Below are 24,293 nucleotides of genomic sequence, written 5' to 3'. Positions count from 1 at the left end.
GCGCTGCTGCGAATTGAAAAATTCCACGGAAGGAATTTTTCAAGCACCTACTGCAGAAATAACGCGAGATTCGGCGCGTCGATGATCGGCATGTCGAGCTGTACCTCGCGCCGCGCCAGCAGCAGACCGCCATCGGCCGGGCGCAGCAGATCCTCTCGCGCGGCGCTCAGCAGGAACGGCTGCGGGTTGTTGGCCCGCACGCGCAGCAGCAGCACCTGGCTTGCCACGCGGATGCCGTCGTGCGCCACCACGGCGTCGATATTGGTGACGAAGTAACGCAGAAAGCTCGGCACGCGGTCGGCGTTCGACTGCGGCGTCATCAGTTGGCGCACGCGGATGCCGAGACTGTGGCGGGTTTCATCGAGCCACGGCGGCGCCTCGCCGTAGCTGCGCTCCTCGCCGCGCTTGACGAACTGCTGCAGTGGCACGCGGTGGTGGATATCGGGCGCCAGCAGGGCCAGCCACGCCGGGTATTGGCGACTCGCCAGCAGGCGCGCCTCGTGGAACAGGAACTCACTCACGCGCCGATAGTCGGCATCACCCACCGGCGTGCCGGTGAGCCACGGCGTGTCGGCCGCGGCGGCTTGGGTCGCTGCGCTCATTTTTCCCCCGCCATCCAGCGCCGCCATTCGACCAGGTATTCGAATTCGGTCGCTTCCGTGAACATGTTTCGACAGGTCTTGCCGGGGCCGGGAAAGTCGTCCCAGAAATCGTCGCGCCAGCCGCGCATGGCCTGGAAGTTCAGATCGAGCCGGCGGCCGACCGGCCCGCGGATGCCACGCGTCATGGCCGACCACGCCTCCGAGTCGTCCTGATCGAAGGTGCCGGCGGCCGAGAACGAGCGCAGGCCGGCCTTCAGCGTGCGGGCCTTCCAGTCGTCCGGCAGCTCGCGGTCGGCGAGGAACCAGTGCCAGGCCTCGGTGCGCGTGGCGCTGATCGGCTGCCACAGGCGCAGCGCGAAGAAGTTGATGGACGGCTCGCCGGCGTCAAAGCGCACCGGCAATTGCATCAGCGACAGATTCGGGAACAGCGTCGCGACGCTGGTCATCATGCGGCCGAGAAAACCGAACCGCGTGTCGTCCAGCATCTGCCGGTGTAGCTTCACCAACTCCGGGTGATAGCCGACGAAGTCGAGCCGCTCGCCGGGGGTGAGGTTCAGCAGCATGGCGCTGCCGTGGCCCAGCATCACGTCCGGGCTCTCGCCCATGATGGCGTTCATGAACTGCTCGGCCGACTCGCCGACCGCCATCTGGCTCACCGGGTTGTGCAGCAGCGGTGCGTGCGGGCCATCGCCGCAGAAGTTGATGGGGCCGACCTTCCAGTTGTGCTCGAACACCCAGCGATGCGGCGGCCCCAGCACCTCCAGACCCTGCGGCGTGCGCGCGAAGAACATGTCGAAATACCAGCGCACGGTGTCGTCGAGCGTGTCCGACAGTGGCGGGGCCGTGGCGTCCCAGGTGGCGAATACCATGCCGCCGTAGGTGTCCACCTGCGCCGCGCGGTGCAGGCCGAGCTGATCGAACGGCACCGCACCGCGGTAGAACTCCTTCGGGTGAAACGCGCTGTGGAAACGGCCATCCAGACCAAACGCCCAGCCGTGGTAGGCACACACAAAGCCCTTCACGTGGCCGCTGTCGGCCTGGCAGATCATCGCGCCACGGTGCGGGCAGCTGTTGTGGAACACCTGCACCCGGCCGTGCTGGTCGCGCACCAGAATCACCGGATCCAGCCCCAGCGAACGCGTCACGTAATCGCCGGCGTTCGGGATCTCGCTCTCCAGGCCCACGAACACCCAGGCCCTGGTGAAGATGCGCTCCATCTCCAGCTCGAACAGCGTCTCGTCCACGAACAGGCGGCGGCTCGCGAGCCCCTGCTCCACGTCCACCAGCGCCGCCGCGCCGGCTGCGTCCAGGATTTCCGGTGCCGACATCTCGCCTCCTCCGTAAGGTTTTCGCCCGCCCGCAGCTTACGACAGGCGCCGGCCGCAGCGGGAAGCGATATGCTGCCCGGCGCCCCCGATTGGCCGCGCGCGGCTCGATTGATCGAGTGAACGCGCCCAAAACGAACGCCGACCAAAGCCGAGGAGACTCCCCCCATGGACATGCCCACCCGCAGCGCCGCCGCCTACGCCTGGCCGAGCGTGCCGAACGCCATCCCGCGCGACATCTTTCACCGCGACGACATCTACCGGGCCGAGATCGAGCGCATCTTCCACGGCCCGTACTGGCACCCCGTGGCGCACGACGCGGAAATCCCGAACCCGCACGACTACAAGACCTTCACGCTCGGTGAACGGCCGCTGCTGATCAGCCGCGGCGCGGACGGCACCGTGCGCGCCTTCATCAACGCGTGCAGCCACCGCGGCGTGCTGCTGGTGCCGGGCTTTCGCGGGCACGAGGAGCACCACGAGTGCCCGTACCACCGCTGGACCTTCGACAGCGCCGGGGAACTGCGCGTGTGCCCGGGCGAGAACGATTTCATCGCCGGCTTCGATAAGGCGAACTTCGGCCTGCCGCCGGTGCGGCTCGAAAGCATCCACGGCCTGCATTTCGCCACGCTCGACCCGGCCGCCCCGCCGCTCGCGACGTTTCTTGAAGGCATGGAAGAGATCATCCGCCGCATCCTGGGTGGCGACGGACGCCTCACGCTGCTCGGCTACCAGAAGGTCATCTTCGACTGCAACTGGAAGGCCTATTTCGACCAGGACGGCTGGCACGCGCCCATGCTGCACGCGGCGTTCCGCATGCTGAACTGGGTCGGCGGCAAGGGCGTGCTGTCCGGCACGCCGCACGGGCATCGCAACGCGCACTACGAGATCGTGCCGAACCGCAAGCCGGAGCTGATCCAGGACGTGAGCGTCATCGCGTACAAGCACCGGCCGGAAGACGGCGGCCAGCTCGCCATCCTGTTCCCCACCACCAACATGAACAAGCAGATGGACACCATGACGGTGCGCTACGCCGTGCCGCTCGGGCCGAACCGCACCGAGGTCCACTACACCTACTACGCCCACCAGGACGACGACGCCGCCACCCGCCAGCACCGCCTGCGCCAGTCGTCCAACATGCTGGGGCCGAGCGGCTTCATCACGCTGGAAGACGGCGCCGTGTTCAACCGCATCACCAAGGCCCGCGGCGCCACCGGCAACAACTACATGGTCAAGGGCATGCGCCTCGACGCCGACCCGTACACCGACTCGCAGCAGAACGACGAGATGCAGTGCGTGGTGTTCTGGGACGCCTACCGGCGGGCGCTCGGCATGACAGTGGCGGACTGAGCGGGCGCCCCCCGGCCGCGTGTACGCGCGCCTGCAAAGGGAGCTTGGTAAACAGCGCATCGATATCGTTACCCGCAGCTTGTGCGAACGCGACCAAGCATCCACCGCTTGGCGCGCGATACGGGCGCACTGCTGTGATGGCCGCCAACCCCACCGTGCAACGCCCACGCCAACCGCTGGCATTCTTTCCCCTCTCCCGCCCCGCGGGAGAGGGTGGCCGCAGGCCGGGAGAGGGTCCACATGACGAACCCGCGCCTACTGCACCGTGCCAAAACGCTGCGCAAAACCATGACCGACGCCGAAACGGCGCTCTGGTATCACCTGCGCGGTCACCGCTTTGCGGGCGTGAAGTTCAAACGGCAAAAACCGATCGGTCCGTTCATCGTCGATTTCGTCGCCTTGGAGCACCGCCTCGTCATCGAGGTTGACGGCGGCCAACACGCCGACGATGCGAGTGGCGACCGGCAGCGCGACGCCTGGCTGGCCGCGCACCGGTACCGGGTGCTGAGATTCTGGAACCACCAGGTGCTGCAAGAGCTGCCGGCGGTACTGGAGCGGATTGACGCGGTTATTGCCAGCGCGGAACCGCCCTCTCCCCTGCCCCTCTCCCGCTAGCGGGAGAGGGGAGAACGCGCCAGCGACAGACGCAGGCGGCCAAACCCGCATCCGCCACACGCCCGGGTCGGCATTATTCCCCTCTCCCACGGCGTGGGAGAGGGTGGCCGAAGGCCGGGAGAGGGCGCATTGGGGTGGCAGCGCATCCCGGCGGGCTCCATCGTCCCGGCGAAACACACGCCAACAGCCCCTTCCGCCGCGCCGCATGACAAAGGCGCTACCCTTTTTCCCGACCACGCAGGGAATCGCCGCATGACCGCCACCCAAACCGCCGCCGTGCGCCTGCCGCCGCAGCAGGTGGACATCATCCGCGCCGCCGTGGCGGACATCTTCGGCGCCTATGCCGGCGTGTGGCTGTTCGGCTCGCGCGCCGACCCCGACCAACTCGGCGGCGACATCGATCTGTACGTCGAGACGCCCTGCGACACCGCCACGGCGCTGCAACGCGCCGGCCGCCTGTACGCACGCCTGCAACGCGAACTTGGCGAACAGCGCATCGACATCGTCACGCGCAGCCCGGGCGAGCCCGAGCAGGCCATCCACCGCGTGGCGCGCAAGAGCGGAGTGCGGCTGTGACGGACACCAACCCGGCCGTGGAGCGCCTGCGCCAACTGCTGGCCCTGCTGGCACGCGAGGAATTCCACCTGCTCGGCGTGCGCGAGCGCCTGTTCGGCGGCCTGCCAGACGATCAGGTCACCGAAGCCTGGCTGCGGCACACCCTGGCCACGCCGGACGGCATCGACCGCGTGGAATCCTTCGGCGCCAAGTTCGGGCGCATGCAGGACACACTGGTCGACAAGCTGCTGCCCGCACTGCTGCGCGCCAGCGCGGAGCAGCCCGGCAGCGCACTCGACAACCTGCACCGCGCCGAGCGGCTTGGCCTGCTGCAACGCGCGGACGAGTGGCCGGCCATGCGCCTGATCCGAAACCGCCTGGTGCACGAGTACTTCGAACGCCCGGAGGCCATGCTGCCGGCACTGCTGAGCGCCCGGCACTGCGTCGACAGGCTGTGTGCCGCGCACGGCGCGATACGCAGCTACGCCCTGGCCCGCTTCGGCAGCGCATGACGCGCCTACGGCGCAATCGGCGGACCACCGCGCAATTCGGGCCCGACCATCACGACGACACAAACACGTGTCGTACTTCGTTCGGCGAGCGCGCAGTCGGCCGCGCGATCCGCCACCCAGCCAACCCGCGACAATCAACGGCGCGCTCGGGCACGCTTCAAGCAATCACGCCCCGCCGACGATATCCTGACCCACACAGACGCCCCCCGCGCACTGCCCTCTGCACCATAACTCGAACGCGTGAGCGCACCCGCCGCCACCCTCACCAAGTTGCTCGCCTGGCGCCCCGGCGGCTACCTGCGCGCCAGTGGCGCGCTGTTCGGCTGGCTGACCGTCCGCACGCTGGCGCAGACGGCGCTGTTTGTGCTGGTGGCGCGGACGCTTGGGGCGGAGGGATATGGCGCGCTGATTTCCGCAATGGCGCTTGCCAGTATTTTTTCGTTCGCGATCATGGGCGCGGCGGCCGTTCTGGTGCGCGAAGGTGCGCGCGACCCCGACCGCCTGCCTCACCTCACCCGCGACACGGTCCGCCTGTGGCTGCTCTACATGCCGATTCTTTGCGTTGTGGCCGCGACCATGACGCAACTGATGGTCGGTCACCTGCTGCCGATATCCGCCATCCTGGCCATCGTGGTGGCCGAAGTGGTCTGTGCCACCGCTGTGGATGGCGTCGGGCGCGCGTATCAAAGCCGCGACCGCGTCGCGACCATGGGCTTGATCTCCAGCGGATTGATCCTGAGCCGCTTGGCGGCCTTTGTGATTATCGGCAGATTCACGCACTGGACGCCGGCCACGTGGGCCTTCGGGTACCTCGGCAGCAGCGCGGCCTACCTGGGGCTCCTGGTGCTGGTCAACAAGCACGGGCATGGCGCCGCCGGCTCCGACACCCCAATGGCCCAGGCCATCAAGGCGAGTCTGCCGTTCTCGTTCTCTTACGCCGCGCAGAAAGTTCAGGCCGAAATCAACAAACCCATGCTGGCGCGCATCACGGACGCCTCCGGCGCCGGCGCCTTGAGCGCAGCACAACGCTTCACCGATCTGCTCCTGCTGCCAGTGCTCGCCATGCTGGAATCGCTGGCACCGCGCGTTTACCGGGCACAGAAACCCATTTCAACGGCCTTCACACTCGGCCTCGTCCCGCTGGCCACTGCGATCCTGGGAGGCGGCGCCCTGGTCGCCGCGGCCAACACCATCCCCTGGATTCTGGGGCCGAGCTTCGAGGCGTCCGTCCCAGCCGTCGTTCTGCTGGCCGCCCTGCCGGCCGTACAGGTGATTCGCTGGCTGCTGAGCACGGCCATGACGGGTCTCGACCTTCACAGACATTTCTTTCTCGTCCACGGCACCGGGGCCGTGACAAACGTCCTCCTAGTGGCGGCGCTCGCGCCTGCTTTCGGGCTATCCGGCGCCGTGTGCGCGGCCTACGGCACAGAGGGAGTACTTATCCTCATTCAAGGCTGGATACTCGTGCAGATCATTCGCGGCTCGGGTTCGCCTCCAAGGCTTGTGCGGAGCTTGAATTGAAAGTCGTCATCCTCGCCGGCGGCCTCGGCACGCGCTTGGCCGAAGAAACCACCATCCGACCGAAGCCGATGGTCGAGATCGGCGGCAAGCCGGTGCTGTGGCACATCATGAAGAGCTACTCGGCCCACGGCCTGCACGACTTCATCATCTGCCTGGGCTACAAGGGCTATCTGATCAAGGAGTACTTCGCCAACTACTTCCTTCATTCGTCGGACGTCACCTTCGACATCGCTAACAACCGCATGCAAGTGCACCAGAAGGAGGTCGAACCGTGGCGCGTGACGCTGGTCAACACCGGCGAAGACACCAGCACCGGCGGGCGGCTGCGGCGGGTGCGGGACTACGTCGGTGAAGAGGATTTCTGTTTCACCTACGGAGACGGGCTCAGTGACGTCGACATCGCTCGCCTGATTGCCTTCCACCGCGCGCACGGCAAGGTCGCCACCGTCACTGCCGTGCAGCCACCGGGCCGCTTCGGCATGCTCGGCATGGACGGCACCAGCATCACCTCGTTTCTGGAAAAGCCGGCCGGGGACGGCGCCTGGATCAATGGCGGCTATTTCGTACTCTCGCCGCGCGCGTTCGACTATATCGACGGCGACGACACGGTCTGGGAGCGCGAGCCGCTGGAGCGACTGGCGCGCGACCAGCAACTGAGCGGCTTTCTGCACCACGGTTTCTGGCAGCCGATGGACACGCTGCGCGACCGGAACCTGCTCGAATCGCTGTGGGACAGCGGGCAGGCGCCGTGGAAGATCTGGTGATGGACGCGGCGTTCTGGCGCGGCCAGCGCGTGCTGATCACCGGTCACACCGGCTTCAAGGGCGGCTGGCTGTCGCTGTGGCTGGCCCGGCTGGGCGCGCAGGTGTACGGGTACGCCCTGCCGCCGTCCACGAACCCCAGCCTGTACGCGCTGGCCAAGGTTGCCGATGCCGTCGAGTCGACCTTCGGCGATGTGCGCGACGCGCAAACGTTGACCGCGCTGGTACGCCGCGTGCAGCCGGAGGTGGTGTTCCACATGGCAGCGCAGGCGCTGGTGCGCGCCAGTTACACCGACCCGGCCGGCACCTACGCCACCAACGTGATGGGCACCGTCAACCTGCTGGAGGCGGTGCGTCAGGTGGGCGGCGTGCGCGCGGTGGTCGTCGTCACCTCGGACAAGTGCTACGAAAACCGCGAGTGGCTGTGGGCCTACCGTGAAGGCGAGCCGCTGGGCGGCGTGGACCCCTATAGCAGCAGCAAGGCGTGCGCGGAACTGGTGGCGCAGTCGTGGCGGCAGTCGTTCTTTGCGCCGCAGCGCCACGCCGAACACGGCACGGCACTGGCCAGCGCGCGCGCCGGCAATGTCATCGGCGGCGGCGACTGGGCCGAAGACCGGCTGATTCCGGACATCCTTCGCGCCATTGCCGCCGGCGAGCCGGTCGCCATCCGCAATCCCGGCGCCATTCGTCCGTGGCAGCACGTGCTGGAGCCGCTGTCCGGCTACCTGCTACTGGCGCAGCGGCTGGTGGAAGAGGGTCCGGCCCATGCCGAAGCCTGGAACTTTGGCCCCGCGGAAACCGATGCCCGCCCGGTGCAGTGGATCGTCGAACGGCTCACCAAAACGTGGGGGGAAGGCGCTAGCTGGCAGCCCGATAGCGCCCCCCAACCGCACGAGGCGCAGTGCCTCAAGCTCGACTGCGCCAAGGCCAACGCTCGCCTTGGCTGGCGGCCGCGCTGGCCGCTGGAGCGGGCGCTCGACACCATCGTCGAATGGCATCGCGCCCATGAGCGTCGGCAGGACATGCAGGCGGTCTGCCAGCGGCAGATCGACGAATACGTCGGCGGCGCGGCGTGACCCTCACCCCCACCTCGCTGCCCGGTGTAATGGTCGTCACCAGCGGTCCCCACACCGACGCGCGCGGCAGCTTTGCCCGCCTGTTCTGCGAGCGCGAATTGGCCGGCGTGCTGGGCGAGCGGCGCATCGTGCAGATCAACCACTCCCGCACCGCCGCCGTCGGCGCGATCCGCGGCATGCATTTTCAGCACCCGCCGCACGCGGAGACGAAGCTGGTGCACTGCCTGCGCGGCCGGGTCTGGGATGTGGCCGTAGACCTGCGCGCCGAGTCGCCGACCTTTCTGCACTGGCACGCCGAGGAACTCTCGCCGGACAACCACCGCATGGTGGTGATACCGGAAGGCTGTGCGCACGGCTTTCAGGTGCTGGCGCCGGACAGCGAGCTGCTCTACCTGCACACCGCGTTTTACGCGCCAGAAGCCGAAGGCGGGGTCCGCCACGACGACCCGGCGCTCGGCATCCGCTGGCCGCTGCCGGCCACGGACCTCTCGCCCCGCGACCGCAGTCACCCGCTGATCGACGCCGGCGACTGGGGGCGCGCGCCATGAACTGCCGTCACTGCGCCCAGCCGCTGGAACACGTGTTTCTCGACTTGGGCTTTGCGCCGCCTTCCAACGCCTACCTGACGGCGGAGGATCTGCACTCCCCGGAGACCTGGTACCCGCTCAAGCTCTATGTGTGCGCGCACTGCTGGCTGGTGCAGACCGAGGATTACGCCCGCGCCGATGACCTGTTCCGGCCGGACTACGCCTATTTCTCATCCACCTCCACCACCTGGCTGGAGCACGCCCGGCGTTATGTCGAGGCCATGCGCGAGCGGCTCGCGCTTGGGCCGGACAGCTTCGTCATCGAAGTCGCCGCCAATGACGGCTACCTGCTCCGGCACGTCATGGCCGCCGGCATCCCGTGTCTCGGCATCGAGCCCACCGCCGGCACGGCGGCAGCGGCCGAACAACTCGGCATCCCGATGCTGAGGGAATTCTTCGGCGAAGCGCTGGCAAAACAACTGGCCGCCCAGGGCCGGCAGGCCGACCTCATCATCGGCAACAACGTCTACGCCCACGTGCCCGACATCAACGACTTCACCCGTGGCCTCAAGGTCGCGCTAAAACGGCGCGGCACCGTCACGCTGGAGTTCCCGCACCTGATGCGGCTGATCGAGCACACCCAGTTCGACACCGTCTACCACGAGCATTTCTCCTACCTGTCGCTGCATACCGCGAGCCGCATCCTGACGGCCGTCGGCCTGCGCGCGTTCGACGTGCAGGAGCTGCCCACCCACGGCGGCAGCCTGCGCGTGTTCGCCTGTCACGCCGAGGATGCGCGCGCCACCGCCGCCACCGTCGGCGCACTGCTGGCGGAAGAGTCCCGCCGCGGCCTGCAACGCCTGGACACCTACGCCGGCTTTCAGGCCCGCGCCGACCGCATCAAGGACGACCTGCTCGAATTCCTTATCCAGCAAAAGAAGGCGGGGAAGAAGGTCGCCGCCTACGGCGCCGCCGCCAAGGGCAACACCCTGCTCAACTACGCCGGCGTCAAGCCCGACCTGCTGCCCTTCGTCTGCGATGCGGCGCCGTCCAAGCAGGGTAAATTCCTGCCCGGCAGCCACGTTCCTGTCCTGCCGCCCGATGTTCTGCGAGAGCAGCGACCGGACTACGTGCTGATCCTGCCGTGGAACATCGCGCCGGAAATCAGACAACAAAACGCCCACCTGACGGCCACGGGCACGCGCTTTGTCACCGCGGTTCCGGAGCTACGCATCACATGAAACCGCGCATCCCGTACACCAAGCCGTCGATCACTGAGCTGGAGGTCCGCTACGCCACCGACGCGGCGGCGAACGGCTGGGGTGAGCACTGCTACGACTACATCGTGCGATTCGAGGAAGCGTTCAAGACCCACCTCGGCGTCGGGTACGCCATTGCAACGTCCAGTTGCACCGGCGCGCTCCATATGGGCATGGCCGCACTCGACATCGGGCCGGGTGACGAAGTCATCATGGCCGACACCAACTGGATCGCCAGCGCCGCGCCCATCGTGCATCTGGGCGCAAAGCCGGTGTTCGTCGACATCCTGCCCGACTCCTGGTGTCTGGATCCGGCGCTGGTCGAACAGGCCATCACGCCTCGTACCAAGGCCATCCTCGCGGTTCACATCTACGGCAATCTCTGCGCAATGCGTGCACTGCTCGCGATCGGCGAGCGGCATGGCATTCCGGTCATCGAGGATGCGGCGGAGGCCATCGGCTCGGTCTATCACGGCCGGCGTGCCGGTTCGATGGGCCGATTCGGCGCGTTTTCCTTTCACGGCACCAAGACGCTGACCACCGGCGAAGGCGGCATGTTCGTCACCAACGATGCCGACCTCTACGAGCGGGTGCTGACGCTCAGCAACCACGGCCGCGCGCGCGGACAAACCAAACAGTTCTGGCCCGACGTCGTCGGCTTCAAGTACAAGATGTCCAACATCCAGGCCGCCATCGGCTGCGCCCAACTGGAACGTATCGACGAACTGGTCAACCGGAAGCGGGAGATACTCGCGTCCTACAAGGCGCGGCTGGAACGACTCCCAGGCGTGACGATGAATCCAGAGCCGACAGGCACCATCAATGGCGCATGGATGCCGACGGTCGTGTTCGATCATTCGCTCGGCATCACCCGGGAAATGCTTGAGGCGGCTTTTGCCGCGGAGAATATCGACGCACGGGTATTTTTCCATCCGCTATCTGGTTTGCCGATGTTTACTCCGCGCCCATCAGGGGAATACGCCTTTACGGTCCCCGAACGTGCAATCAATCTTCCGAGCTACCACGACATGAGCCAGACCGATCAAGATCAGGTAATCACGGTTATCGAGACGCAGCTTGTCTGAGTCAACGCGATTCGTGCTTTGGGGCAGTGCCGGACATGCCAAAGTCCTGGCCGACATCATTGCCTTGCGCGGCGGACGGGTCTTGGCGCTATTTGACAATCGGCAGGTGCCTAGCGCGTTGCCGGGTGTACCCATTTTTCTCGGTGAAGTGGGCTTCGATCAGTGGGCCACGAGCGTGGCACGTGTTCAGCATGTAGCGGGGCTGGCTGCTATCGGTGGCAACCGCGGACGAGATCGCCTGCATTTTCAGGATTTGTTCAGGAAACACGGATTAACCCTTCCAGTACTCGTGCATCCTTCTGCTGTGGTCAGCCGCAGCGCGCTCTTGGGCGCAGGAACTCAAGTATTGGCTTTAGCCAATGTTGCTGCCGATGTCACCACCGGCGATGCCTGCATAATCAACCACAATGCATCCGTGGACCACGAATGCGTACTAGGAAATGGCGTTCACATCGCCCCCGGAGCGACCGTATGCGGCTGCGTCACTGTGGGCGAAAACGCTTTCATTGGTGCAGGCTCGGTGATCCTCCCGCGCCTAACCATCGGCGCGGACGCAGTAGTGGGCGCCGGCGCCGTAGTAACTCGGGATATTAGGCCCGGATCCACTGTTATCGGCAACCCGGCGAAAGCCATTCCATCTCGATAAGCGGAATTACTTTGATATGCGCGAACACGATCAGCAATTCAAAATGGAATGCGATCTCGAAATTGGTGAGCAAGGCAGCAATGCCGACGCGCTGGAAAAATCGCTGTCTTGGATCGGCTGTGTCAATCGCCTGAAGTATTCCTATCACTTTGAGTGGCTTGGCCGCCCCATCATCCAGTACCCCCAAGACATCGTGGCCATGCAGGAACTCATCTGGCAGGTCAAGCCCGACCTGATCATCGAGACCGGCATCGCCCACGGCGGCTCGCTGATCTTCAGCGCCTCCATGCTCGCCCAGCTCGATATCTGCGAGGCCATCGAGGCGGGTGTCAGCATCAACCCCCGGGAATCGCGGCGCAAGGTGCTCGGCATCGACATCGACATCCGCGCCCACAATCGCGCGGCGATCGAGGCGCATCCGATGGCCACGCGCATCCAGATGATCCAGGGCTCCAGTATCGCGCCGGATATGATCGAGCAGGTACACGGCATCGCGGCCGAGTATCCGCGCGTCCTGGTGTGCCTCGACAGCAACCACACTCATGACCATGTGCTGGCAGAACTGGAGGCCTACGCGCCTCTCGTCAGCGCCGGCAGCTATTGCGTGGTTTTCGACACCATCATCGAGGACATGCCCGAAAGCATGTTCCCCGACCGACCCTGGGGACCGGGCAACAATCCCAAGACCGCAGTTTGGGAGTACATCAGAAACCACCCAGAATTCGAGATCGACCAGAGCATCCCCCACAAGCTGCTGATCACCGTCGCGCCGGATGGATATCTGCGACGCATCTGACTCACCAGACGCACTGATGTTGTAATCTGAAATGCCGCTTGGCTGTCATCATTGACGATGGGGAGCCTCACATGCAGACGCTTAATTGGATCGCTCAACGAGCGCGTACCCCCGAATATCTCTGCTAAGGCCCACAAATATCCTGTGCGTAAGCGGCTCATGCGTTAGTGCGTAATTGATCGCCTCTCCCACCGTATTGAAATTACGAGACGGAACGCTTAGAGCAAGATGAGCCAGAGCGTCTTTGATTTTTTGCGCCAACGAGCGCCGCGACTCTTGCCAACCAGCCTCTCTTAGCGCTCTCAAGGAGTTTTCACGAGCGCGGAGGTCTTCAAATCTCAAGACCTCGTTGGCAAGAAAATTCAGATAAGCAGACCTATCCACTTCTCCATAGCCCGAATGGCCAATCTCTTGTTTTACAAAATTGAATTCGTTTATTACGGCGTTTCCGACTGTCATGAGGTCCGGCAGTAGCGTGTTTCGGTTGATAGACTCTTTCGCCAACGTCTGCAGGAAGTCCTTGTGATCGCTGGATTCGGAGCCGCGAGCTGTTGCTGCGCCATTGCTGCGATCATGCGCGTAACTGAGAAGAATTGATTTATCATAGAAAATGAATGATTGCTCTACATTAAGCGTTCGATAGCAATAACAATAGTCTGGAGACACGGAGTCAAACACCGTGCCAAAACGGCTTCTCAGCCGGAGCAACGACTCACGGGGAGCCACAGAATTCAGCATTCGTGGCAGACAGGATTTAAATTTCATTTTCGCGCTCATCAGCAGGAGATGCCCGGAGCTGAGCTTTAAGATTTGGCCAGACCGTGGCAACGGCTGGTAAACAATAGGTCGTGAATAATCATGGATACGATCGTAGGTATAGCTGATTACTTCATGGGGATGCAGCGCAATCAGGTCCATGAGGCGCTTCAGGGTGCCGGGGCGAAAAAGCATACGATCGGTCAAAATACAAAAATGGGAACTCAGCGTCATGCGGATAGCCGTCGCCAAGGCCCATTCCCAATGTTCGGTCATTGACATGGCGCGAGGGGGCTTGATCAATCTTAGTGAGATATTGCCAGCTTCCCCGACATATTGCCCCAGGATTGAAGAATCGCTTGGTTCGGTGGAATTGTCTGAAACGATTATTGTGATTCCTTCGCCCCCCGCGTTTGTCGTAACGGAACGAATCGCCGCGATAGCAAGATTTGCTCTATTGCGGGTAGGGATCAAAATTGTAAGGGTGGGCCGCATGATTAGAGGGTAAGTGGAGGCGTTAACGGTGATACGACAAGATGGAGTTGTAAAGTTGAATGTAGCGTTGGGCAGTGACGTCTTGGCTGAAATGAGCTTGAACATCCGCCCGGGCAGCGGCACGCATGGCGTCGGTGCGCCGGAGGTCGCCGGCGACTTCCTTGATTGTCCGAACGAAGGCCGCCGTATCGTCCAGAGGGCAGAGCAGTCCGGTGACTCCGTCGCGAACGATCTCTGGAATAGCTGACGCCCGCGTCGCGACTACCAGCAGCCCACACGCCGTAGCCTCTACTGCCACTAACCCGAATCCCTCAAGACGCGACGGGAACAAGAGGGCGTCAGCGTCCTGATACACCCGCACCAGCGCCTCGGTGGTCGGGACGCGCCCCAGAAAGCGGATGTTGGGTGGCATCGGAGTTTTGTTGCGCCAATCCCGAAGGCCGTTGGTTACCCACAGTTCGTAGTGTGGCCCCAGGGATCGCATGATTGGAGCCAACAAGTCGGTGCCCTTGCGTTGGCTCCAGTTGCCGACGAATAGCAAACGAAACGGCTTGTGCGGTGGTCGGGCCGGACCTGGGCGAAAGATGTCCGTGTCAATGCCGTTCGGGATAACGGTAACGTCTTCACGGGCAAAGACGGCGCGCACCTGTCCTGCGGTGTATTGGCTGACGGCGGTTACGGCATCGGCGCGGCGCAGCACGGATGTCTCGATAGGCTTGATCCAGAACCGGTGGTACAGAGCCTGGGCGCGCGTTCTATAAGGCGCAAAGGCGGGGTCATGTACAACATGATGCATGGTGGCCACCACAGGTAGACGTGGTGGGATAAACCGGGGATGTAGCCAGGTGTTCACGTGGACGACGTCGGCCCACTCAGGCGGTTTGGGGGCCGACACTGACCACGGCGCGTATTCGGCGCGGTGGGGCAGCCATGTTATTTCTGCGCGAACACCCCGCGCGTTCAGGGCATCGGCAAGGCGCTGGGTGAAAACATCGGCGCCGCTGCCGGCCCGGATGGCCGGGAACCAGACACGCGGAGTGTTCACGTGGCTGTTCCGTAGGTCGAAGAGTCCGACACGGTCACTCCACCACCTTCACCACCTGCCCCGCTACCGGCTCGCCGGTCGGATAGCTCGCATTCAGCAGCCGAATTTGCGCCTCGGCATTGCCGGTGAGGCGCGATTGGGCGGCGAGTCTGGCGTAGCTGTCGCCGGCCGCGGCGGGGCGCAGGCGCAGGTGCCGCGGCTCGGCGAGCGGCTTTTCGTCGTCGCGCAGCGGGTGGAAGGACAGGGCCGTCTCCCGCATGGCGGCGTCCACGGCCATGGTGTCCGCGCCCTCCAGCGCCGCGCTGGCGAGGATGTACGCCTGGTTGCGGTGGAAGATGACGCTCAGGCGCCCCGGCCGGCCCTGAATCTTGAGCGGGGCGGTGTAGCCCGGCAGGCCGGCAGGGGCGATTTCCTCACCCGACGGGTTGCGGATACCGAGCCGCCGGGTCATGAACTCGCGCGGCGTTTCGCGCTGGTTCAGGTCCTGGCTGCTGAGCTGCGCCTGTGCCTTGCCACCGGGGGCGATGGCGAGCAGGCGGTCGGGGCGGTTGTCGAGCCGCCAGCCGGTGGGGAATTCGAGCGCGAAGTCGAGATCGCGGTGGTAGAAGCGATTCTCACGGCGGATGCCCTGCGCGGCACTGTCGCCGTAGACCATGCCGTCGATGTGCTTGAGGTACGCGTCGCGCCCGTCCGGGGCGGGCTTGTCCGGCGCCAGGAACGAGGCCTTGGTGAGCACTTCTTTCAGACGCGTGTCCTCGTCCGGGTGGCTCGCGAACAGGCCGTGGTAGGTCTGCGGCTGGCGGCCCTCGGCCTTGGCCTGCGCGGTGGCGTAGTCGCCCTGGGCCTTCAGCGTGCGCAGCACACCCAGGATGGCCTGCGGGTCGTAGCCGGTGCGGGCTAGGTACTCGGCGCCCAGGCTGTCGGATTCGAGCTCGTGGTCGCGCCCGTAGCCGCTCAGCATGGCCTGGCCCAGCACGCCCATGACGTTCTGCGCCACGTTGCTGCCCATGCCGGGCACGAAGATGCCGCCGAGCGTCATGCCGAGCTGCGCGGCGGTGGCGGCGGTGTACTGGCGCACGGCATGGCGGGCGGTGACGTGGCCGATCTCGTGCCCCAGCACGCCGGCCAGTTCCGCTTCGGTATTCATGTAGGCCAGCAGGCCGCGGGTGATGTAGATGTAGCCGCCGGGCAGCGCAAACGCGTTGACCTCGGTCGAGTCCACCACCGTGAAGCGGTAGACGAGGTTCGGGCGGTGGCTGACGGCGGCCAGCTTGTCGCCCACGCCCTGCACGTAGGCCTGCAGGGCGTCGTCGTCGTACTTGCCGTAGGCCTGGAGCACCTTGGGCGCCATCTCGCGGCCGATGGCGAGTTCCTGCTGCTCGGACATCAGCGCCATCTCGCGCCGGCCGCTGACCGGGTTGGTGGCGCAGGCGGCGAGGAGCAGGCTGAGGCAAGCGATCAACAGCGTGGCACGCATGGCGGTCACCTGGTCAATTCGATCTGCGAGGGGTGCCACAGGCGCAGTTGCGGGCGGCCGTTGTAGGACTGGATTTTGCCGCGCGCGATGACCGTACGCCCGCGCCAGGCGAGGTGGTCGGCCGGTGCAAAGGCTGGCCAGTCGGGCCGTGCGATGCGCAGTTGCAGGCGTCGGTCGAGAGTAAGCAACACCCAGTCGCCGCGGCGCTGGGCGCCGGTGATCTGCCCGCGCACCAGGTGGTAGTTGCCATCGGCCGGAACCGATGCCGCCGGCTGCGGGCGGTACGCCGGCAGTGACCACAGTCCGCGCCGGGCGCCGCGCGCATCGCGCTCGGCCGCCAGCAGGCAGTCGGCCATCGCCACGTTGGGCGGCAGGATGAAGGCGACCGCGAGACCCTCGCGCAGCAGGGTTTCTTCGACACTCGCACCATCCGGCCGGAAGGCGTGGGCGAGTTCGCGGCCGTAGCGATCCCGCGTGTGCCGGTCGCGCGTGAGGCGCACCGGGCCGCCACGCGGCAGCAGGCTTTGCGTGCGCGCCAGGGCTTGTCTTGCCAGCGGCTGCGGTGCGCCGCGGCGGTGGTTCATCTCCGGCGTGTCGATGCCGAGCAGGCGCACGCGCCGGCCATCGGCCAGGCGCAGCGTGTCGCCGTCGTAATGGTGCGCCACGGTGGCCTGTGCGCTCGGGCCGGTCGGACGGCAGGCGGCGTCGACCGCACCGCCCCACAACAGCACCACCAGAAACGCAAAAGGCGCCAAAAGGCGCCCTGTGCAATGCAGGCCGGCGAACCGGCCCGCCATCAAGCCCTGCCGTAGCGGCGGTTGAAGCGCTCCACCCGGCCGCGGCGGTCGCCGACCTTCTGCTTGCCGGTGTAGAACGGGTGGCAGCTCGAACACACGTCCACGGACAGCTCGGGCTTGCCCAGCGCGGAACGGGTCTCGAAGCTGCTGCCGCAGCTGCAGGTGACGGTAACGGGTTCGTACTTGGGGTGAATGTTGGCTTTCATGGCGCGTCTGGAATCGGTAAGGCGCTCGGCGGGGCGCGCAGGATAGGGGAAAGCGCCCCGCCGGGCAAGGGTTACAGAAGGTGTTTGACGGCGTCGCGCTCCTCGAACAGCTCCTTGGCCGTCGCGTCCATGCGCGCGCGGCTGAAGTCGCTGACCGGCAGGTTCTGCACGATTGCGTAGCGCCCGTCCCGGCAGGTGACCGGATACGAGTAGATGATGCCTTCCGCAATGCCGTAGCTGCCGTCGCTCGGGATGGCCATGCTGACCCAGTCGCCGTCGGCGGTGCCGAGCGCCCAGGTGCGCATGTGGTCGATCGCGGACGACGCCGCCGAGGCCGCGCTCGACGCGCCACGGGCGGCGATGATGGCCGCGCCGCGCTGCTGCACGGTGGGGATGAAATCGGTCTCCACCCAAGCCTGATCCACCAGCTCGGTGGCCGGGCGGCCATCCACCAGCGCGTTCGTTATGTCCGGGTACTGCGTCGACGAGTGGTTGCCCCACACCGTCATGCGGCGGATGGCCGGCACGGTGGAGCCGGTCCTGGCGGCGAGCTGGCTGATGGCGCGGTTGTGATCCAGGCGCGTCATGGCCGTGAACTGGCGTGGATCGAGATCGGGCGCGCTGCGGCTGGCGATCAGCGCGTTGGTATTGGCCGGGTTGCCGACTACCAGCACCTTGACGCCGCGGCTGGCGTGGTCGTTCAGCGCCTTACCCTGCACGGTGAAGATGGCGCCGTTGGCCTCCAGCAGGTCCTTGCGCTCCATGCCGGGGCCGCGCGGACGGGCGCCGACCAGGATGGCGTAGTCGGCGTCCTTGAAGCCGACGTTCACGTCGTCCGTGGCGACGATGTCCGCCAGCAGCGGGAAGGCACAGTCGCGCAGTTCCATGACCACGCCTTCGAGCGTTTTGAGCGCCTGCGGCACTTCGATCATCTGCAGGATGACCGGCTGGTCCGGTCCCAGCATGTCGCCGGCGGCAATGCGGAACAGCAGCGCGTAGCCGATCTGGCCGGCGCAGCCGGTAACGGCGATTCGAACGGGCGTCTTCACGGGGCAAATCCTCGGCAGGCAGTACGGAAACGGGAGCCGGTCAGGCCTTCATGGAGGCGAAGAACTCGGCGTTGCTCTTGGTGTTCTTCAGACGTTCGAGCAGGAATTCCATGGCCGCCACCTCGTCCATCGAGGCCAGCAGGCGGCGCAGGATCCACACCTTCTGCACCTCGTCCGGCTTCATCAGCAGCTCCTCGCGGCGGGTGCCGGAGCGGTTGATGTTGATGGCCGGGAAGATGCGCCGCTCGGCGATCTTGCGTTCGAGGTGCACTTCCATGTTGCCGGTGCCCTTGAACTCCTCGTAGATCACGTCGTCCATGCGCGAGCCGGTTTCGACCAGCGTGGTGGCGATGATGGTGAGGCTGCCGCCTTCCTCGATGTTGCGGGCGGCGCCGAAGAACTTCTTCGGCTTGTCGAGCGCGTGCGCGTCGACGCCGCCGGTGAGCACCTTGCCCGAGGACGGGATGACGGTGTTGTAGGCGCGTGCCAGACGCGTGATCGAGTCGAGCAGGATCACCACGTCGCGCTTGTGCTCGACCAGGCGCTTGGCCTTCTCGATCACCATGTCCGCCACCTGCACGTGGCGCGTGGCGGCTTCGTCGAACGTGCTGGCGATGACCTCGCCGCGCACCGTGCGGCGCATCTCGGTGACCTCCTCCGGGCGCTCGTCGATGAGCAGCACCATGAGGTAGACCTCAGGATGGTTGGCGGTGATCGAGTGCGCGATCGCCTGCAGCATCATGGTCTTGCCGGCCTTCGGCGGCGACACGATGAGGCCGCGCTGGCCTTTGCCGATCGGGGCAGCCATGTCGATGATGCGCGGGGTGATGTCCTCGGTGGTGCCGTTGCCGCGTTCGAGCGTGAAGCGCTCGTCGGCGAACAGCGGCGTCAGGTTCTCGAACAGGATCTTGTTGCGCGCCGCTTCGAGCGGCTCGAAGTTCAGCTCGTCGATCTTCAGCAGCGCGAAGTAGCGCTCGCCGTCCTTGGGCGGGCGAATCTTGCCGGTGATGGTGTCCCCGGTCCGCAGGCCAAAGCGGCGAATCTGGCTCGGCGACACGTAGATGTCGTCCAGGCTCGCGAGATAGGAGTTGGTGTTCGAGCGCAGGAAGCCGTAGCCGTCCGGCAGCATCTCCATCACGCCCTCGCCGAAGATGTCCTCGCCCTTGCGGGCGTGGGCCTTCAGCAGCGCGAAGATGATTTCTTCCTTGCGTTGGCGGGCCGAGCCTTCGAGGCGGGCCTCCTGGGCCATGGCGACGAGTTCGGCCACCGGCGTTTGTTTGAGCGCGGTCAGATTCATGGCGTTGGGTATGTCACGCGGAGCGCCGTGGAGCGATGGGGCGGCGCGGTTGATGAGGCAGTCCGGGGGACGGACCGGGAAAGATCGAGACTGAGCGAGCGGGTTCTTGTTGTGACGGCGCGGGCGCCCGGATCGGGCACCCTCCCGCTGGAAACAACGATCAGGGCCAGACCGCCCCGATCGGCAACGGAAACACTAAGAAACTATCGGCGCCGACGGCGCGCGTCTTGAACGGACGCGGAATCAGAGATTGCTGTCGAGCCAGGCGGCGAGCTGCGACTTCGACAGCGCGCCGACCTTGGTTGCCTCGACGTTGCCGCCCTTGAACAGCATCAGCGTCGGAATGCCGCGGATGCCGTAACGCGGCGGCGTCTTCGGGTTCTCGTCCACGTTCAGCTTGGCCACCGTCAGGCGCCCGGCGTACTCCTTGCCCACCTCGTCCAGCACCGGCGCAATCATCTTGCACGGCCCGCACCACTCGGCCCAGTAATCGACCAGCACCGGCCCCGGTGCCTGCAATACGTCCTGCTCGAAGGAATCGTCGGTAATGTGCTTGACGTGTTCGCTCATGGATGACGGTGCGGTGTGAGGTGGCGGGGAGGCGGTGAGCCTGTGCGGCTGCGGCATTGCGCCAAGCCAGGGGACAAGCCAGAAAGGCTTGGCCGCATTCTAGTCCGTGAGAAAGCCAAGTCAATAACCGGCCTGATGGCGGCGGTCGAGCAGCCGGTATTGCAGGGCCTCGGCCAGGTGCGGCATGTCGAGCGCGTCGCTGCCGGCAAGATCGGCACACGTGCGGGCGATGCGCAGTACCCGATGCGTGGCGCGGGCGGACAGACCCAGCGTGCCGATGGCGCGTGCCAGGAACTGCTGCTGCGGCTCGGTGAGGCGCGCGTGACGACGCAGGCCGGCCGCGTCCAGCCGCGCGTTGAGGCAGCCGGCGCGCGCGAGCTGACGCTGCTGGGCGGCCGCGACGCGCTCGCGCACGGCGGCCGAGGGCTCGGCGCCGGCGTGCTCGTTCGCCAGCAGCAGCTCGTGCGCCACCGGCGGCAGTTCCACGTGCAGGTCGATACGGTCCAGCAGCGGCCCGGACAACCGCCCCCGGTAGCGGCGCACCTGCTCTGGCGTGCAGCGGCAACGGCCGGCGGGATCGCCCAGATACCCGCAAGGGCAGGGATTCATCGCGGCGACCAGTTGAAAGCGCGCCGGGAACTCGGCCTTCAGCGCCGCCCGGGCAATGCTGATGTGGCCCGATTCGAGCGGCTCGCGCAGCACCTCCAGCACCTGCCGATCGAACTCCGGCAGCTCATCCAGGAACAGCACGCCGTGGTGGGCGAGCGAGATCTCGCCCGGCCGCGGCGTGGTGCCGCCGCCCGCCAGCGCGGCGGCGGAGGCGGTGTGGTGGGGTGCGCGTACCGGTCGTCGTGCCCAGTCGCGCACGTCGAAGCCGCCGACGCTGATCGACTGCACGGCGGCGGTTTCGAGCGCCTCCTGTTCGGTGAGCGGCGGCAGGATGCCCGGCAGGCGGGTGGCCAGCATGGTCTTGCCGGCGCCGGGCGGGCCCAGCATCAGCAGGCTGTGGCCACCGGCAGCGGCGATTTCGAGCGCGCGCCGCGCCCCGGGCTGGCCGCGCACGTCGGCCATGTCGGGTACATCGGCGCTGTTTGCGACCGCCGCGCGCGGGGCGGCCGCCAGCGGTGCGGCGCCTGTGAGGTGACCGCACACCGCCAGCAGGTGGTCGGCGCCGTAGGCAACAAGGTCCGGGGCCAGGGCGGCCTCGGCGGCATTGGCCTGCGGCAGCATGAGCCGCGCGCCGGCGCGCTGCGCCTGCAGCGCCACCGGCAGCACGCCGCGCACCGGGCGCAGTTCGCCGCCAAGGCCAAGCTCGCCGATGAATTCGTAGCCGTGCAGGGCGTCGACCGGCAACTGGCCGGACGCCGCCAGGATGGCGAGCGCGATGCCCAGATCGAAGCGCCCGCCTTCCTTGGGCAGATCGGCCGGGGCGAGGTTGATGGTCACGCGCCGGGCCGGGAACTCGAAACCGCTGTTGATGAGCGCGCTGCGCACGCGGTCGCGCGCCTCGCGCACGGCGGTTTCCGGCAAGCCGACGATGGCCAGCGCCGGCAGGCCGCCGGTCAGGTGCGCCTCGACGGTGACCGCCGGCGCGTCGATACCGAACGGGGCGCGGCTGTGCAGTGTCGCGAGGGACATTGCGCGCCGGCGTGATCAGTCCGCCGGGGCGTTCAGGCGCTGGGTGACGGCTTCCAGCTGTGCCTGCAGGGCGTCGAGGCGCCGGCGAGCGTCCTCCAGCAGAGCGCGCTGGACCTCGAACTCCTCGCGACTCGGCATGCCGGCCTGTTGACTCAGGCGCTGCACCGCTACGGTGCGCAGGCCATCCAGCTCGCTCGCGAGACCCTGCAACCACTGGAGCGGTCCTGACGGCGCTGCATCGGTCATGCGGTTACTCCTGGGGACCACGGCGCCGGGGGCGCGCCGATTTAGGCTCGACGCCCGACGTTATTGCACCAAAAAAGTGCAATTACAGATCGAAGACGCTCATAGATCGCTGCGCCAAGGCGCCGTCGACTATACCCCATCGCCTTGCAGCGCCCTTGGCACATGCCGTGCTAAGCCCGCCGTACTGGTACACGCCGGTGGGTCCGCGCGCTCTCCTGACACGGGGTGCGCGGTTGATGTTGCGGCGCCAGGGCGGGTTGCGTGGTCCGCCCGCGTCGCTCACTCCGAGGAATAGTGCAATGAAGATGGTCTGCGCGGTAATCAAGCCGTTCAAGCTCGACGACGTGCGCGAGGCCCTGTCGGGCGTCGGCGTGCAAGGCATCACGGTGACGGAAGTAAAAGGGTTCGGACGCCAGAAGGGTCACACCGAGCTGTATCGCGGCGCCGAGTACGTGGTGGATTTTCTGCCCAAGGTGAAGATCGAGGTCGCCGTCGACGCGGCCGATGTCGACCGGGTGATCGAGGCGATCAGCAACTCGGCCAACACCGGCAAGATCGGCGACGGCAAGATTTTCGTCTACGACCTGGGGCAGGTCATCCGCATTCGCACCGGCGAGACCGGTGCCGACGCGCTGTAGCGCCGGCTCGAACCGTGGCTGAAGAATCCTTAATCCTGGGGAGTCAATCGATGAAAATGTTGATGCGACGCGGCGTTGCCGCGCTGGCAACCGCCGGGCTGTGCCTGCCCGGCCTCGCTCTGGCCGAAGAAGCCGCCGCGCCGACGCTGAACTCCGGCGACACGGCCTGGATGCTGACCTCGACGGCGCTGGTGCTGTTCATGACCATTCCGGGTCTCGCGCTGTTCTACGCCGGCCTGGTGCGCAGCAAGAACGTGCTGTCGGTGCTGATGCAGTGCTTCGCCATCACCGCGTTGATCACCGTGCTGTGGACGATCTACGGCTACAGCCTGGCGTTCGACACCGGCGGTATGGAGCAGGGGGTGGTCAACCTCAACAGCTTTGTCGGCACGCTCGGGAAAGCGTTCCTGGCGGGTATGACCGTCGAAAGTCTGACCATGACCATCCCGGAATCGGTGTTCATGTGCTTCCAGATGACGTTCGCCATCATCACGCCGGCGCTCATCGTCGGCGCGTTTGCCGAGCGCATGAAGTTCTCGGCCATGTTGTGGTTCATGGCGCTGTGGTTCACCCTCGTCTACGCGCCGACCGCGCACATGGTATGGAGCGGCAACGGCGGCCTGATGTGGGACTGGGGTGTGCTGGACTTCGCCGGCGGCACCGTGGTGCACATCAATGCCGGCATCGCAGGTCTCGTGGCGTGTCTCGTGCTCGGCCCGCGAAAGGGCTTCCCGACCACCGCCATGCCGCCGCACAACCTCGGCTACACGCTGATCGGCGCCTCCATGCTGTGGGTGGGCTGGTTCGGCTTCAACGCCGGCAGCGCGGTGGCCGCCAACGGCACCGCGGGCATGGCCATGGCGGTGACGCAGATCGCCACCGCCGCGGCGGCGCTCGGCTGGATGTTCATCGAGTGGATCAGCCACGGCAAGCCGAGCGTGCTCGGCATCGCCTCGGGCGCCGTGGCGGGCCTGGTAGCCATCACGCCGGCCTCGGGCTTCGTCGGCCCCATGGGCGCACTCGTGATCGGCGCCGTGGCCGGCGTGCTGTGCTTCCTGTCGGCCACCAAGCTGAAGCGCATGTTTGGCTACGATGACTCGCTCGACGTGTTCGGCGTGCACGGCGTCGGCGGCATCATCGGCGCCCTCCTCACCGGCGTGTTCGCGGCGGCCAGCTTCGGCGGCAGCAAGGCGGAACTCGACATCGCCGCCCAGCTGTGGATTCAGCTCAAGGGCGTTCTGGTGACGGTGGTGTTCAGCGGCATCGCCACCTTCGTGATCCTGAAGGTGATTGATCTGGTGATCGGCCTGCGCGCCACGCCGGAGCAGGAAACCGAGGGCCTGGATCTGGCCCTGCACGACGAGCGCGGCTACAACCTCTGACCGCCGGCCGGGCAAGGCCGCGCGGCCTTGCCCGGAGCCCTTCGCAAAGGCGGGAAGACTCCTGGTC

Annotated in this window: 26 protein-coding genes; 14 read left to right on the top strand and 12 right to left on the bottom strand. The window is 66.1% G+C overall.

Annotation, left to right across the window (positions count from 1 at the left end; translation table 11 throughout):
* Nucleotides 1-47: 47 nt before the first annotated feature.
* Together AB7F93_RS06370 and AB7F93_RS06365 are read right to left on the bottom strand one after the other, a co-directional pair.
* Nucleotides 48-602: an aromatic-ring-hydroxylating dioxygenase subunit beta gene (locus AB7F93_RS06370; RefSeq protein ID WP_428302052.1), complete on the bottom strand. Its 555-nt coding sequence runs from the start codon at nucleotides 600-602 to the stop codon at nucleotides 48-50.
* Entirely contained in the window at nucleotides 599-1,930 is a 1,332-nt protein-coding gene (locus tag AB7F93_RS06365) for an aromatic ring-hydroxylating oxygenase subunit alpha (RefSeq protein WP_428302051.1), read from the bottom strand. The genes AB7F93_RS06370 and AB7F93_RS06365 overlap by 4 nt, the downstream gene beginning before the upstream one ends.
* Nucleotides 1,931-2,095: 165 nt before the next feature.
* Here AB7F93_RS06365 and AB7F93_RS06360 point away from each other — a divergent pair, with 165 nt between their 5' ends.
* From AB7F93_RS06360 to AB7F93_RS06305, 12 genes are all read left to right on the top strand, one after another.
* On the top strand, nucleotides 2,096-3,277 hold the full coding sequence (locus AB7F93_RS06360; RefSeq protein WP_428302050.1) for an aromatic ring-hydroxylating oxygenase subunit alpha: 1,182 nt from the start codon (nucleotides 2,096-2,098) through the stop codon (nucleotides 3,275-3,277).
* A 240-nt stretch (nucleotides 3,278-3,517) separates the two neighbouring features.
* Nucleotides 3,518-3,892 (top strand): endonuclease domain-containing protein, encoded by a 375-nt coding sequence (locus AB7F93_RS06355; RefSeq protein WP_428302049.1) that lies wholly within the window; start codon nucleotides 3,518-3,520, stop codon nucleotides 3,890-3,892.
* 252 nt (nucleotides 3,893-4,144) lie between these two features.
* A complete protein-coding gene (locus AB7F93_RS06350) occupies nucleotides 4,145-4,468 on the top strand; it encodes a nucleotidyltransferase domain-containing protein (protein ID WP_428302048.1) in 324 nt (107 codons plus the stop codon).
* Nucleotides 4,465-4,959, top strand: a complete 495-nt coding sequence (locus tag AB7F93_RS06345; RefSeq protein WP_428302047.1) for a hypothetical protein — start codon at nucleotides 4,465-4,467, stop codon at nucleotides 4,957-4,959. The genes AB7F93_RS06350 and AB7F93_RS06345 overlap by 4 nt, the downstream gene beginning before the upstream one ends.
* Before the next feature lie 240 nt (nucleotides 4,960-5,199).
* The gene (locus tag AB7F93_RS06340; protein ID WP_428302046.1) at nucleotides 5,200-6,480 is read left to right on the top strand and encodes a lipopolysaccharide biosynthesis protein; all 1,281 of its coding nucleotides are present in this window, start codon (nucleotides 5,200-5,202) and stop codon (nucleotides 6,478-6,480) included.
* Nucleotides 6,477-7,244, top strand: coding sequence for a glucose-1-phosphate cytidylyltransferase (gene rfbF / locus AB7F93_RS06335; protein WP_428302045.1), 768 nt, complete (start codon nucleotides 6,477-6,479; stop codon nucleotides 7,242-7,244). Before AB7F93_RS06340 ends, rfbF begins: the two co-directional genes overlap by 4 nt.
* Complete coding sequence (gene rfbG, locus AB7F93_RS06330; RefSeq protein ID WP_428302133.1) at nucleotides 7,244-8,317, top strand: CDP-glucose 4,6-dehydratase; 1,074 nt, start codon at nucleotides 7,244-7,246, stop codon at nucleotides 8,315-8,317. The genes rfbF and rfbG overlap by 1 nt, the downstream gene beginning before the upstream one ends.
* Nucleotides 8,314-8,865 (top strand): dTDP-4-dehydrorhamnose 3,5-epimerase family protein, encoded by a 552-nt coding sequence (locus AB7F93_RS06325; RefSeq protein ID WP_428302044.1) that lies wholly within the window; start codon nucleotides 8,314-8,316, stop codon nucleotides 8,863-8,865. Before rfbG ends, AB7F93_RS06325 begins: the two co-directional genes overlap by 4 nt.
* A complete protein-coding gene (locus tag AB7F93_RS06320; protein WP_428302043.1) occupies nucleotides 8,862-10,085 on the top strand; it encodes a methyltransferase domain-containing protein in 1,224 nt (407 codons plus the stop codon). Before AB7F93_RS06325 ends, AB7F93_RS06320 begins: the two co-directional genes overlap by 4 nt.
* Nucleotides 10,082-11,188: a DegT/DnrJ/EryC1/StrS family aminotransferase gene (locus AB7F93_RS06315; protein ID WP_428302042.1), complete on the top strand. Its 1,107-nt coding sequence runs from the start codon at nucleotides 10,082-10,084 to the stop codon at nucleotides 11,186-11,188. Before AB7F93_RS06320 ends, AB7F93_RS06315 begins: the two co-directional genes overlap by 4 nt.
* Before the next feature lie 13 nt (nucleotides 11,189-11,201).
* On the top strand, nucleotides 11,202-11,834 hold the full coding sequence (locus tag AB7F93_RS06310) for an acetyltransferase (protein ID WP_428302041.1): 633 nt from the start codon (nucleotides 11,202-11,204) through the stop codon (nucleotides 11,832-11,834).
* A 16-nt stretch (nucleotides 11,835-11,850) separates the two neighbouring features.
* Nucleotides 11,851-12,630 carry a cephalosporin hydroxylase family protein gene (locus AB7F93_RS06305; protein WP_428302040.1) on the top strand — a complete coding sequence of 260 codons (780 nt, stop codon included), beginning with the start codon at nucleotides 11,851-11,853 and terminating at the stop codon, nucleotides 12,628-12,630.
* Nucleotides 12,631-12,711: 81 nt separating this feature from the next.
* Here AB7F93_RS06305 and AB7F93_RS06300 read toward each other — a convergent pair whose 3' ends face one another.
* The 10 genes from AB7F93_RS06300 to AB7F93_RS06255 form a co-directional block, all read right to left on the bottom strand.
* Nucleotides 12,712-13,881 (bottom strand): glycosyltransferase family 2 protein, encoded by a 1,170-nt coding sequence (locus AB7F93_RS06300; protein WP_428302039.1) that lies wholly within the window; start codon nucleotides 13,879-13,881, stop codon nucleotides 12,712-12,714.
* 22 nt (nucleotides 13,882-13,903) lie between these two features.
* Entirely contained in the window at nucleotides 13,904-14,926 is a 1,023-nt protein-coding gene (locus tag AB7F93_RS06295) for a glycosyltransferase family 4 protein (RefSeq protein WP_428302038.1), read from the bottom strand.
* A gap of 34 nt (nucleotides 14,927-14,960) precedes the next feature.
* Nucleotides 14,961-16,403: a M48 family metalloprotease gene (locus AB7F93_RS06290; RefSeq protein WP_428302037.1), complete on the bottom strand. Its 1,443-nt coding sequence runs from the start codon at nucleotides 16,401-16,403 to the stop codon at nucleotides 14,961-14,963.
* A 5-nt stretch (nucleotides 16,404-16,408) separates the two neighbouring features.
* Nucleotides 16,409-17,158: a thermonuclease family protein gene (locus AB7F93_RS06285; RefSeq protein ID WP_428302036.1), complete on the bottom strand. Its 750-nt coding sequence runs from the start codon at nucleotides 17,156-17,158 to the stop codon at nucleotides 16,409-16,411.
* A 41-nt stretch (nucleotides 17,159-17,199) separates the two neighbouring features.
* Nucleotides 17,200-17,406 (bottom strand): 50S ribosomal protein L31, encoded by a 207-nt coding sequence (gene rpmE, locus AB7F93_RS06280; protein WP_428302035.1) that lies wholly within the window; start codon nucleotides 17,404-17,406, stop codon nucleotides 17,200-17,202.
* Between the two features lie 71 nt (nucleotides 17,407-17,477).
* Entirely contained in the window at nucleotides 17,478-18,455 is a 978-nt protein-coding gene (locus tag AB7F93_RS06275; RefSeq protein ID WP_428302034.1) for a malate dehydrogenase, read from the bottom strand.
* 40 nt (nucleotides 18,456-18,495) lie between these two features.
* Nucleotides 18,496-19,752: a transcription termination factor Rho gene (gene rho / locus AB7F93_RS06270; protein WP_428302033.1), complete on the bottom strand. Its 1,257-nt coding sequence runs from the start codon at nucleotides 19,750-19,752 to the stop codon at nucleotides 18,496-18,498.
* 243 nt (nucleotides 19,753-19,995) lie between these two features.
* Nucleotides 19,996-20,322 carry a thioredoxin TrxA gene (gene trxA / locus AB7F93_RS06265; protein WP_428302032.1) on the bottom strand — a complete coding sequence of 109 codons (327 nt, stop codon included), beginning with the start codon at nucleotides 20,320-20,322 and terminating at the stop codon, nucleotides 19,996-19,998.
* 120 nt (nucleotides 20,323-20,442) lie between these two features.
* Nucleotides 20,443-21,960 carry a YifB family Mg chelatase-like AAA ATPase gene (locus tag AB7F93_RS06260; RefSeq protein ID WP_428302031.1) on the bottom strand — a complete coding sequence of 506 codons (1,518 nt, stop codon included), beginning with the start codon at nucleotides 21,958-21,960 and terminating at the stop codon, nucleotides 20,443-20,445.
* Between the two features lie 15 nt (nucleotides 21,961-21,975).
* On the bottom strand, nucleotides 21,976-22,206 hold the full coding sequence (locus tag AB7F93_RS06255; protein ID WP_428302030.1) for an accessory factor UbiK family protein: 231 nt from the start codon (nucleotides 22,204-22,206) through the stop codon (nucleotides 21,976-21,978).
* Between the two features lie 299 nt (nucleotides 22,207-22,505).
* Here AB7F93_RS06255 and glnK point away from each other — a divergent pair, with 299 nt between their 5' ends.
* Both glnK and AB7F93_RS06245 read left to right on the top strand, forming a co-directional pair.
* Nucleotides 22,506-22,844, top strand: coding sequence for a P-II family nitrogen regulator (glnK, locus tag AB7F93_RS06250; RefSeq protein ID WP_428302029.1), 339 nt, complete (start codon nucleotides 22,506-22,508; stop codon nucleotides 22,842-22,844).
* A 56-nt stretch (nucleotides 22,845-22,900) separates the two neighbouring features.
* The gene (locus AB7F93_RS06245) at nucleotides 22,901-24,226 is read left to right on the top strand and encodes an ammonium transporter (protein WP_428302132.1); all 1,326 of its coding nucleotides are present in this window, start codon (nucleotides 22,901-22,903) and stop codon (nucleotides 24,224-24,226) included.
* Nucleotides 24,227-24,293 lie beyond the last annotated feature (67 nt).

The sequence above is a fragment of the Immundisolibacter sp. genome (assembly GCF_050250495.1).
GTDB lineage: Bacteria > Pseudomonadota > Gammaproteobacteria > Immundisolibacterales > Immundisolibacteraceae > Immundisolibacter.
Note: the sequence above shows the minus strand (reverse complement) of the source record. Positions and strands in the feature narration are given on the sequence as shown.

Bases quoted from the DNA above. Each gene is read 5' to 3' on its own strand.
- rho (WP_428302033.1), bottom strand. From the start codon at position 19,752: ATGAATCTGACCGCGCTCAAACAAACGCCGGTGGCCGAACTCGTCGCC.
- AB7F93_RS06355 (WP_428302049.1), top strand. From the start codon at position 3,518: ATGACGAACCCGCGCCTACTGCACCGTGCCAAAACGCTGCGCAAAACC.
- rfbG (WP_428302133.1), top strand. From the start codon at position 7,244: ATGGACGCGGCGTTCTGGCGCGGCCAGCGCGTGCTGATCACCGGTCAC.
- AB7F93_RS06255 (WP_428302030.1), bottom strand. From the start codon at position 22,206: ATGACCGATGCAGCGCCGTCAGGACCGCTCCAGTGGTTGCAGGGTCTC.
- AB7F93_RS06320 (WP_428302043.1), top strand. From the start codon at position 8,862: ATGAACTGCCGTCACTGCGCCCAGCCGCTGGAACACGTGTTTCTCGAC.
- AB7F93_RS06290 (WP_428302037.1), bottom strand. From the start codon at position 16,403: ATGCGTGCCACGCTGTTGATCGCTTGCCTCAGCCTGCTCCTCGCCGCC.
- AB7F93_RS06315 (WP_428302042.1), top strand. From the start codon at position 10,082: ATGAAACCGCGCATCCCGTACACCAAGCCGTCGATCACTGAGCTGGAG.
- AB7F93_RS06350 (WP_428302048.1), top strand. From the start codon at position 4,145: ATGACCGCCACCCAAACCGCCGCCGTGCGCCTGCCGCCGCAGCAGGTG.
- glnK (WP_428302029.1), top strand. From the start codon at position 22,506: ATGAAGATGGTCTGCGCGGTAATCAAGCCGTTCAAGCTCGACGACGTG.
- trxA (WP_428302032.1), bottom strand. From the start codon at position 20,322: ATGAGCGAACACGTCAAGCACATTACCGACGATTCCTTCGAGCAGGAC.
- AB7F93_RS06305 (WP_428302040.1), top strand. From the start codon at position 11,851: ATGCGCGAACACGATCAGCAATTCAAAATGGAATGCGATCTCGAAATT.
- AB7F93_RS06300 (WP_428302039.1), bottom strand. From the start codon at position 13,881: ATGCGGCCCACCCTTACAATTTTGATCCCTACCCGCAATAGAGCAAAT.
- rpmE (WP_428302035.1), bottom strand. From the start codon at position 17,406: ATGAAAGCCAACATTCACCCCAAGTACGAACCCGTTACCGTCACCTGC.
- AB7F93_RS06370 (WP_428302052.1), bottom strand. From the start codon at position 602: ATGAGCGCAGCGACCCAAGCCGCCGCGGCCGACACGCCGTGGCTCACC.
- AB7F93_RS06365 (WP_428302051.1), bottom strand. From the start codon at position 1,930: ATGTCGGCACCGGAAATCCTGGACGCAGCCGGCGCGGCGGCGCTGGTG.
- AB7F93_RS06360 (WP_428302050.1), top strand. From the start codon at position 2,096: ATGGACATGCCCACCCGCAGCGCCGCCGCCTACGCCTGGCCGAGCGTG.
- AB7F93_RS06260 (WP_428302031.1), bottom strand. From the start codon at position 21,960: ATGTCCCTCGCGACACTGCACAGCCGCGCCCCGTTCGGTATCGACGCG.
- AB7F93_RS06245 (WP_428302132.1), top strand. From the start codon at position 22,901: ATGTTGATGCGACGCGGCGTTGCCGCGCTGGCAACCGCCGGGCTGTGC.